This is a genomic window from Amycolatopsis acididurans, assembly GCF_012328925.1.
Taxonomy (GTDB): domain Bacteria; phylum Actinomycetota; class Actinomycetes; order Mycobacteriales; family Pseudonocardiaceae; genus Amycolatopsis_E; species Amycolatopsis_E acididurans.
In genome coordinates this window covers 66,893-75,791 of the sequence record NZ_JAAXLS010000031.1, presented here as the reverse complement: position 1 = coordinate 75,791, position 8,899 = coordinate 66,893, and the positions used below count along the sequence as shown (strand labels likewise).

11 protein-coding genes and 1 pseudogene are annotated in these 8,899 nt (G+C 68.3%); 4 read left to right on the top strand and 8 right to left on the bottom strand.

Features of this window, described 5'->3' with window-relative positions:
- The 3 genes from HFP15_RS30155 to HFP15_RS30145 all read right to left on the bottom strand — a co-directional run.
- Positions 1-913: HD domain-containing phosphohydrolase (locus tag HFP15_RS30155; RefSeq protein ID WP_312871815.1), on the bottom strand; the 913-nt coding region annotated here is incomplete at its 3' end.
- A gap of 504 nt (positions 914-1,417) precedes the next feature.
- Positions 1,418-1,666 carry a hypothetical protein gene (locus HFP15_RS30150; protein ID WP_168520162.1) on the bottom strand — a complete coding sequence of 83 codons (249 nt, stop codon included), beginning with the start codon at positions 1,664-1,666 and terminating at the stop codon, positions 1,418-1,420.
- 1 nt (position 1,667) lies between these two features.
- On the bottom strand, positions 1,668-2,018 hold the full coding sequence (locus tag HFP15_RS30145) for a DUF6247 family protein (RefSeq protein ID WP_168520161.1): 351 nt from the start codon (positions 2,016-2,018) through the stop codon (positions 1,668-1,670).
- 342 nt (positions 2,019-2,360) lie between these two features.
- Here HFP15_RS30145 and HFP15_RS43995 point away from each other — a divergent pair, with 342 nt between their 5' ends.
- The 4 genes from HFP15_RS43995 (at position 2,361) to HFP15_RS30125 (ending at position 5,369) form a co-directional block, all read left to right on the top strand.
- The gene (locus HFP15_RS43995) at positions 2,361-2,801 is read left to right on the top strand and encodes an SHOCT domain-containing protein (RefSeq protein ID WP_210718051.1); all 441 of its coding nucleotides are present in this window, start codon (positions 2,361-2,363) and stop codon (positions 2,799-2,801) included.
- A gap of 193 nt (positions 2,802-2,994) precedes the next feature.
- Positions 2,995-3,963: a non-homologous end-joining DNA ligase gene (gene ligD, locus HFP15_RS30135; protein WP_246272158.1), complete on the top strand. Its 969-nt coding sequence runs from the start codon at positions 2,995-2,997 to the stop codon at positions 3,961-3,963.
- A gap of 133 nt (positions 3,964-4,096) precedes the next feature.
- Complete coding sequence (locus HFP15_RS30130) at positions 4,097-4,696, top strand: GNAT family N-acetyltransferase (protein ID WP_246272163.1); 600 nt, start codon at positions 4,097-4,099, stop codon at positions 4,694-4,696.
- Between the two features lie 334 nt (positions 4,697-5,030).
- Positions 5,031-5,369: a hypothetical protein gene (locus HFP15_RS30125; RefSeq protein WP_168520159.1), complete on the top strand. Its 339-nt coding sequence runs from the start codon at positions 5,031-5,033 to the stop codon at positions 5,367-5,369.
- 115 nt (positions 5,370-5,484) lie between these two features.
- On the opposite strand, the gene HFP15_RS30120 is transcribed toward HFP15_RS30125, so the two are convergent.
- The 5 genes and pseudogenes from HFP15_RS30120 to HFP15_RS30100 all read right to left on the bottom strand — a co-directional run bounded on the left by HFP15_RS30120 (position 5,485) and on the right by HFP15_RS30100 (position 8,327).
- Positions 5,485-5,625 (bottom strand): hypothetical protein, encoded by a 141-nt coding sequence (locus HFP15_RS30120; RefSeq protein WP_168520158.1) that lies wholly within the window; start codon positions 5,623-5,625, stop codon positions 5,485-5,487.
- Positions 5,626-5,663: 38 nt separating this feature from the next.
- The gene (locus HFP15_RS30115; RefSeq protein ID WP_168520157.1) at positions 5,664-5,975 is read right to left on the bottom strand and encodes a hypothetical protein; all 312 of its coding nucleotides are present in this window, start codon (positions 5,973-5,975) and stop codon (positions 5,664-5,666) included.
- 1,233 nt (positions 5,976-7,208) lie between these two features.
- Positions 7,209-7,718, bottom strand: a pseudogene (locus HFP15_RS44200) (DNA cytosine methyltransferase); the annotation flags it as partial.
- A gap of 7 nt (positions 7,719-7,725) precedes the next feature.
- Entirely contained in the window at positions 7,726-8,157 is a 432-nt protein-coding gene (locus tag HFP15_RS30105; RefSeq protein ID WP_168520155.1) for a hypothetical protein, read from the bottom strand.
- Entirely contained in the window at positions 8,157-8,327 is a 171-nt protein-coding gene (locus HFP15_RS30100) for a hypothetical protein (RefSeq protein ID WP_168520154.1), read from the bottom strand. Before HFP15_RS30100 ends, HFP15_RS30105 begins: the two co-directional genes overlap by 1 nt.
- Positions 8,328-8,899: the final 572 nt, after the last annotated feature.

Sequence of the window (8,899 nt, the reverse complement as noted above, 5' to 3'; positions counted from 1 at the left end):
CATCGTGCACGAGCCCCGCCCGCCGCAGGCTGGTGACAGCATCCGGCGCCATGCCCAGGTGCCGGGCAGCGGCGGTGGCCAGCTCGGCCACACGCGGCGAATGTCCCCGTGTCCACGGCGATTTCAGGTCCGCGAAATCGGCCACCGCCGCCAGCGCCGCGTCCACGCCCGGCCCCGCGATCACGGCACCGACCGGATCGGCCGACAGCATCGCCTCCCATGGATCGGACTCCTCCAGAGAGCCGAGCACCTCCGGGCCTACCGCCAAGCACGCGTCGACCACCGCGGGGTCATAGGCCCGGCCCCGCCGGGCCCGCAGCACCTCGCCCCACTGCGCCGGCCCCACCCGCCACCACAACGCCGCGTCCCGGGCGACCACCGCGATCCGCACCCCCAACGGCACCGCCTCCCCGGCCAGACCGTCGGGGAAACCGGCACCATCCCAGCGCTCGTAGCCGTGCGCCAACGCCTCCCGCACCGTCGCCGACACACCCAGGCGTTCCGCGAGCATCGCCGCGACCTCGCAATGCGCGGACAACGACCGCCGGGCCCCCGCAGGATCGGCCAGCGCACCGGCCACCAACGCCGCACGCCGCAGCGGCGCCCGGCCCGCACCCACCGTGCGCACCAGCGCCCGGCCCATCTCCGGCTTGCCGCCCATCGCCACCGGAGCCATCCCGGCCAGAAACGCCAGATCATCCCCGCCGGTCATCCGGGCCGTCTCCCACGCATCCGCCGTACACCCCAGGAAACGCAGCAACGCCACCTGCTGCACCGCCGCCACACCCACAGCGTCGAGCCCAAGGCGTCCAGCCAGCGCCGCCGCCAGCACCGACGTGCGTACACCATGGAACTGCGGCTGCCCCGTCCCCAGATCCGTGGCCAACGACACCGCACCCAGCAACTCCGCCACGCGCAGAGGGACACACTCCGGCTCAGACGCCATCACACCAGTGTCCCAGCCAAGGAACCACAACGACGACATCGGCGGGGCGTGAAGCCACCGCGATCTCGCGACAGATGTCCACAATGGCCACGACGGCACAGGCGCCACTCGGCAAACCTTGGCGCCGCGGCCCGGTGTCCCACCCCGATGGCGCCAGATCGAGGTCACCGGCCTGCTCGATCCAGCCGCCGGGCGGTCCGCCTGAGCGGGCCAACTGAGACGGAAACCGGTACTGGCCGCGACCAGGGAGTGACCCGCTCCGGGAAACTCCCTGGTCGAAACGGAGCCGACTAGGGGACTCGAACCCCTGACCTGCTGTTTACAAGAGCGCTGCGGCAGACCGACCCAGCCCATATACGCTGGTCAGACTGACGTGTTACATGGATTACATGCACCTGCTGTCTGCCAGTGGCGACGTTTCGCAGTCATCGTGATCGTCAAGCCTTCCACTGTAGACAAACAGTGCCACGGTCAGCCCACCCATTGCACAAGTAGGATGTGTACTTCGCGTTGCGGCTCAAGCACGAGGTAGGTCACGGTACCCAGGCTGCCGAAGACGAGCTCACGCATCTCGCCGTCGGGCTTGCTCGCGTTGTACGGGCGTCCATTCCACGGCGCGAGCTCAAGCACTCCGAACGCCTCAGCGAAGAGTGGCAGGGCCTCGGCCGGCAGCGCGCCGATCTGCTCCGCAGCCTCGGCGTAAGTGACGACGCGGTACAAACTAGCGGCCGAGCCGTTCGGCGATCAGGGCCTTGATCTCCTCGCCGGACACTGCGTCGGCCGGGGGCTCGCCGGTGGCGAGCGTGTGCTGGACCTGGTCCAACATCCGGCGGTGGGCCTCACGGCCCTGCCGCTGCGTCAGCCACGCGATGCGGTGGTAGTTGCGCAGCACGTCCAGGACGTTCGTCAGATCCATCGTCCCCGCGGCCTCGGCCATCGCGGCCTGGTAAGCGTGCTCGAACTCGGCACGCTCCTCGTCAATCAACGCATCACGAATCGCCGCCGGTGTCGTGTCCGGCGGCAATGCTGGCACTGGAGACTCATCGAACGGGTTCGCAGCCGCAGCGCTCATGCGCTCCACGATAGCGCCCCAGCTCTGCTGCGCACGGCCTACTCGCGGTCGTCTGATCCGTAGTTGCGACGCCGACCTACTCATAGCTCGTCACCAGGGGAAACGGCGGCATGATGGGCACAAAAATGGGCATGATCGGTGTCGGTTGACGCGAGTTGGTGCCCAAGACTGTGCCCCGGTCGGGCAGATCGGGTCCACCGCCACTGCCAAATCTTGCGAATGCTGGCGGTGCACCCTGGACCGGCCTGACCTTGGCACGCAGAGAAGCAGTGAGCTCCGTCTCCGTAACAGCCCTCCGTCCGTGAACGACGTTGTCGGCAGGCAACCAAGGAGGGACCAGTAGTGGCGGGAAGACAGAGCCATGGGCTCGGCGTCGGGAACGGAAGCATAATCGAGTACGCCGACGGCATCATCGAGTACCGGCAGACTGGCAAGCTGCTTCCAGCCTTCAAAGTCAACGTCTCCGACGTAACTGGCTTCTCAGTGCGCAAGGCGACAAAACAAGACAGGAAGAACGGCGCGAGCGCGTTCCAGCAAGTATTTGTCTTGCAAGGCGGCGGGACAGAACTCGCGGTTTGCCCGGTAAACTATGGAACCGCCACGAAGATCGAAGCGTGGATTCGAAACCACCCATCGTTTCGCGGAAACGTTCCGCAGAACGCGCCCGCGGCACCAGCGCCACCAAACATTGCCGACGCACTCACGAAGCTCGTGCAGCTCCATGAAACCGGAGCGCTATCGCCGGAAGAGTTCGACCAAGCAAAGGCAAAACTGCTTGGCTGACCGGCGCGTCCGTACGGTCAACGGACGCACAGCCACGCAACAGGAGAATACAGCCAGGCGTGAGGCGCCAGCCGCATCGCAATCCGGTCTCCGCGCGCGGTGGAGGGCGGCGGCGCTCCCGGCTCCCGCGGACGACGCTGACCCTCACCAGGGCTAAGTCGCGGTACGCGTCGATCGACCCGAGTATGGGGTGATGACGTTGCCGACGCCGGTCGCGCCGATGCTGGCGACCTCGGGACCGGTGCACGACGAACCGGGTTGGGCGTTCGAGTGGAAGTACGACGGCGTACGCACGATCGCCGCGGTCAGGCGCGGGCAGATGCGGCTGTACTCGCGCCGGCTCGGTGACGTAACCGCCAGCTACCCCGAACTGGCGGCGCTGACAGGCAAGACCCGGCGCCCGCTGCTGCTCGACGGCGAGATCGTGGCCTTGGACGAGCAGGTGCGCCCGAGCTTCGGGTTGTTGCAGCAGCGCATGAACCTCGCGCGCCCCAGCCGGGCCCGCATCGAGCGGATCCCGGTCGTGTTCTTTCCCTTCGATCTGCTGCAATCCGGTACGCGCAGCTGCCTGACGCTCCCGTACCTCGACCGGCGCGAGCGCATGGCCGCGCTCGACCTCGACTGCCCGGAGGTGCGGGTGCGCCGGCACTTCCTGGCCGAGGACATCGACGGCGCCGCCCTGCTCGACACCGCCCGCCAGGCAGGCCTGGAGGGGCTGGTGTCCAAACGCCTGAACTCCCCATACCGGCCCGGTATCCGCTCCACGGACTGGATCAAGACACCCCTGACCCGCACCCAGGAAGTCGTGATCGCGGGCTGGACACCCGGCCAGGGACGCCGCACCGGCCTGCTCGGGGCTCTGCTGCTCGGCGTCTACGACGAACAGGCGCGACTGGTCTACGTCGGCCACGTGGGCACTGGCTTCACCGACCGCGCCCTGCGCGAAATGCACGCCCGCCTCACGCCACTCGCGCAGGCAACCAGCCCCTACGCCGTGCCGGTGCGGCGCGAGTACGCCCGGACCGCGCAGTGGGTCGACCCCGTGCTCGCCGGCGAGGTCGAATACCGGGAATGGACCACCGACGGCCGCCTGCGAGCGCCGTCCTGGCGCGGACTGCGCCCCGACCGCGACCCCACCACGATCCACCGCGCCGACGGGTAAAGCCAACCCGGCGGGCGTGTGATTCGCCACGCGTTGCGATCATCGAACATGTGTTCTAACTTCGGCTGTAGGTGCTGGTCGGGTGGGGGAAGCATCCGGCCAGCGCCCTCGCAGGGAGGTCGGCGTGGTCAGCATGTTCGGGTCGGTTCGCACCGGCGGGCAAGGCGAGTTCGGGTCGGTGGAAAACGTTCGCCCCGCCACCTGGCTGGTGGCAAATCATTGCCCGTGGGGCCATGATTTGCGCATCGGTGGCCGGAGCAGCAGCTACTCGCACTTCCTGGGCACCTACGTCGACAGCTGCAACGCCTGCCGCGTCGCGCGCCGCAACGGGGACTGGGTTCCGATCGACCCTGCGCTCCAGCATCCGGCCGACACCGCACCCGGCAAAGGCATCGCCCTCGTCGTCGTGCCACCGCCGGTCCGGGCGGGTGTCGGCCACGTCCGTGTCCACCTCAACGGCACCAGCATCGGCGACATCGACCTATCCCTCTGCCCGGTCGACCAGCGCGCCGTGATCGAACAGGTTCGCGTTGACGAGGACTATCGCCGCCACGGCTTCGGGCGCCTTCTCGTCGCCGCCGCCCTCGCCCGTGCCCCGCACTACACATGGTCCACGACCACTGTGACGGCCCGCGAGGCACGGGCCTTCTGGGCAGCCGTCGGAGAACCGACCAACATCGGCGAACCGCACTGGTGCAGCCACATGCGCATTGCCTCCGGCGGAACGCCCTGACCGTGGCGGCAGGCGCGGCAAGGACGGCGCTAACGACTGGCTCCAACTTCTGCAATCACCGACCGCACAGCGCCTTCGGAGGTGACCCACCCATCACCCGACTCACCCGCCTGGACATCACGCCTAGCCGGCCGGTCGCGTAACAAGATCGACCGCGCGCACGACCTAGAGGCGAACCAGAACGGGGGCATCAATGAAACACCTGCCAGCCACCGCTAGCACGGTCGCCTCATTGCTCGCCCTCGCGGCCTGCTCGTCCACTAGCGCGCCCGCCGCTCCGACATCGGGCGCTGCCCCCACCTCCACCGCTGCGGCCACATCGACCTCGAGGACGGTGACCTTCACCATGAAAGGAGCGTTCGACCTGTTCGTGACCTCCGCCCAGGGCCTGACACAGGGCGCGGCATGCCAGGGCAGCGGCTCGTCTTCCTACGCGCGAGCGGGGGCACCGGTGAAGGTATTCGATGGTCAGGGCCACCTGCTCGCAGCCGGTTCGCTCAAGAACGCCCGATACGAGTCCAATCCCATCGGCACCGCCTGCGTTTTCGACATCGCGGTCGATGGAGTGCCCGACGGGTACAGCTCCTACTCGGTGGAAGTCGCCGACCAAGGCACACAGACAGTGTCATCGCCCCAGGCGCACAGCTGGGTGTTCCTCCACGACGGCGCCTGAACGGAAAACACGGGCTCACGACGTGACCTTGAGGCCGCTCGTCGCCCGATCCAACTCGGCCGACCACTCGTAGGTCGAAGGCCCCCAACACCCGCGCGCGAGATAGGTTCCTATGTCAGCAGCCGTCGCCGATGATCTCCAGGCACTCGCGTTCTCGCAGCGGCTGCACCTGAGCCGGTTCCGGCTGGACGTCGGGTGGCGTCTCGTGTTCGTCCTGGATTTCAGTGTTCGCTGAGATCGGTTCGGCGGCGGTCATGTTCTGGTTATCGTTCGCCGCGCTCCCACTGTTGCAGGTTACTCGTCGTCGTCATGAATCGGCACCGGGATGCGGAACTGGCATTCGCCGCACACCCAAACTTCGTTGCCTTGAAAGCTTCCCATGACGGCGTGACCGCGATGGTGTTCCCTGCAATGCTGGACGATGAGGTCATCTTGCGTGGCGTGCTTACTTGTCATGACCAATGTATCGACCGTGGCCCGCGTTGCGTTCCAGCTCCCATCACTCGCGGCACGCCAGCGAACGTTGCGCGAGACAACGATCAGCCAGGCGGCCTTGTTGATACCGTCAGCACGGTGAACGGGCCGGTCACGACCCGGCCCGTTCACCCATTTCAGTCACCGTCGCTCATCGCGCGTGGCCGCATTTGCAGCACACCCAGTGGCCGTTCTGCTTGACGTAGTAGTGGCCGTCTCCTGCGGCGGGGTTGCAGTTCATCGCGTCTCACCTCCCCTCGTTCGCGCTGTGGTGGGAAGGGCTGGGTCGAGCGGCTCGCCGCTGATCGTTTCGACGAGGGCGGAGAGCAGGACTTCGGCGGTGGGTGGGGTGACGGCGTTGCCGTAGCCGCGGACCTGGTCGCGTTTGGAGCCCTTGACCTGGTAGCCGGGGGCGAAGCCCATCCCGGCGGCGATTTCGTGGGTGGCCAGCATGCGGAAGGTGCACCGCTCGACCGCGGCCCGCCCGGTGGGCCAGCCGACCAGGGACTGATGCCCGGCCGTGGTCAGGGTGCGGACGGGTTCGCTGATCGGCGTGCACATCTGCCCCGGGTTGCCCCGCGCGGTGTTATGGCGGACCAGCATGTGCTCCACCCCGGCCGGGGGCCCGACGAGCCCGTGATGGTTGCCCTGCGCCGACACCGTCGGCAACGGCCCCGCCAACGCATAAGCGGCGGTTTTCGAGCCGCCCCCGCGCAGGAGCGAGATGAACGGCGGGATCACGAGGGCGGTTTCGCGACGGCAGGTCTGGGTCCGCAGCGGCTGCTCCGCGGTGGTGGCGGTGTCGACTCCGGCGCGTTGGGCGACCGGCACCACCAGCGGCGGCAGCACCAGCCCATCGGTCTCCCGCGTCGTGCGCGTGGCCATCGGCACATCGACCGGCACGGCCTCACGTCGCCAGGTCCCGCCGGCCGGGGCCAGCAACGCTCGACCGTGCCGCGCGAGCCCGGCCTCGATCCGCGCCAGCGTCGCCTCGGTCAGCGGATCCGGGCGGCCCTTGTCGTCGACACGCTCCCCGATCCGTTGCCCTGGCGGCAGGCTCCAGTCCACCACCGTCGACGCGGGCAGCACCTCGGGCTCGACCACCTGGTGGCGGCAGCCCCGGTTGGGGCAGCGGTAGACGTACTGCCCGCTCTTGGGCCCATACCGGCCCATGTCGACACCGGGCTTCTTGAACACCTGCAACGCCTCCACCACCGCCTCACAGCCCGGGCAGTAGGCCTGGGGACGCAACCACTTGTCCCAGTCCGGGTCCCGGCCCAGCTCGGCCAGCCAGAACGGCATATAGAACCGGTCCCGCGACTGCGCCACCCGGCGCGTAACGGGCGCGGTGACGTGCATCGAGTTCAGCGCGACCAGGCGGGTGCGGTAGCCGTGCGACTCGATCTCACGCCGCCACCGGGAAAACTCGTCCCACTTACGCACCTGCACCACGTTCTCCACCACCCCCGCCAACACCGGCTTCCCTTTGCGGCGCATCGCCTGCAAATAGCGCGGGATTTCCTCCATCAACGCCCGGGCCCGGGCCACGTTCGGATCCGTGGCGACCGCACCCACGGCGGGGTCGAAGAGCACACCCTGCGTCGAGCGGTCGAAATCCCGCCGCACCCCACGGGCGTCGGTCCACGGTGGACACGACGGCGACGCCCAGAACAAATCGGCGCGCGGGAACGAGGCGATGTCGGCCTTGGCGATGTCCCCGCAGTAGTGATCGGCCTCGGGAAAGTTCATCCCGTGTACCTCGACGGCCAGCGGATTGTGGTTGGCGGCCAGCATCAGCTCTACCCCTGGCACCGCGGCCGCGCCCTGGGAGCTGCCGCCGAATCCGGCGAACTCGTCATACAGGCTGTAGGTCATCGCTGGCTCACTCCCCCGCCACCTCGTCCAGCAGCTCTTCCAGGCGCTTCACGACGTCGAGGGCACCGCGAGCACGCGCGGTCAGCACCTGCCCGCCCTGCTCGTCGACCGTGGTTGGCAGCGACGCCCTCAGGCTGTGCGTCAAATCGAGCAGTCGGGCGGCGGTCACGGTGTGCCGCCGGGCTTCGGCGTCGATCAGCGGCCGGAGATGGTCGCGATCCCATTCCTCGTCGGCGAGTTCCTCCCCCTGGTCGGTGGGCGGGTAGGTGGTGGTGCCGCGCCATCCGCAATCGCAATGCGCGCGATAGCCCGTGAACTCGCGGGTTTCGCAGGTCCAGCTCCCGGTTTCGGTGCCATCGGGCAGGATCCGTGCCGCGTAGCCTTCGTGGGAGTAGGCGTCGACCTGCTCGGCGAACGGGCCACAGTAGACGGTTCCCATCACGACTCACCCCGCTTCGCGGTGTCCTCGGCGAACAGGGCTTCCTGCCCCGCCACCTCACCCCAGCCGGCCAGCTTGGTCTCGGCACCGGCGGTTCCGGCCGGGCGCTTGCCGCGTGCCTTCGCCGCCGTGGTCTGCGCCTTGACGCGCTGCCACTGCTCGATAGTCATGCCACACCGCCCAGCGGCCAGCTCTTCCTTGCTTTTCCTCGGCTTGTCCGTCATCGCGACTCTCCACTTCGGACTCTCGATACCGGGTTTGTTGTCTTTTTGTCCGCGCCGCTTGGGCTGCGGGCATGCCCCGTGCTTTTGGGGGCCTGCCCGCGGGCGAGGGCGACCACGGCGCCGGAGGCTCACGGTCAAGGAGCGCGTCAGCGCCCGGGCGAAGCCCGGCTTGTCCTTGACCGTGAGGTGGCGTCGTGGTAACCGGACACGGGCCGCCGTCCCCGAGGTGAGTGACTACGTTTCAGGCGGTAGACGGGTCAGTGCCGCCGCAGGCGGCCCCGCTTTCCGCCCGTAGAGGGCGGCCGCTTTTCTGGTGGTGCTGCCGTTCGGGCTGGTGTTTTTGTCGGTGCCTCGTGTCACCATCGGGGGTATGGAGTTGACCGGGCGCGATTTCGACGGCATCCCGAGGGGGAATGTGCGGGTGCCGGTGGTCGAGTTCGCGCGTCTGTGGCTGGCCGCCGAGCAGCGCTACGAGCGGGACAAGACGTGGGCGAGTTTCGGGGTGGCGCAGACCTGCC

Excerpts from the sequence above, each read along its gene's own strand:
- HFP15_RS30145 (WP_168520161.1), bottom strand. The coding sequence starts at position 2,018 with ATGAGCGCTGCGGCTGCGAACCCGTTCGATGAGTCTCCAGTGCCAGCA.
- ligD (WP_246272158.1), top strand. The coding sequence starts at position 2,995 with ATGACGTTGCCGACGCCGGTCGCGCCGATGCTGGCGACCTCGGGACCG.
- HFP15_RS30130 (WP_246272163.1), top strand. The coding sequence starts at position 4,097 with ATGTTCGGGTCGGTTCGCACCGGCGGGCAAGGCGAGTTCGGGTCGGTG.
- HFP15_RS30120 (WP_168520158.1), bottom strand. The coding sequence starts at position 5,625 with ATGACCGCCGCCGAACCGATCTCAGCGAACACTGAAATCCAGGACGAA.
- HFP15_RS30105 (WP_168520155.1), bottom strand. The coding sequence starts at position 8,157 with ATGGGAACCGTCTACTGTGGCCCGTTCGCCGAGCAGGTCGACGCCTAC.
- HFP15_RS30100 (WP_168520154.1), bottom strand. The coding sequence starts at position 8,327 with ATGACTATCGAGCAGTGGCAGCGCGTCAAGGCGCAGACCACGGCGGCG.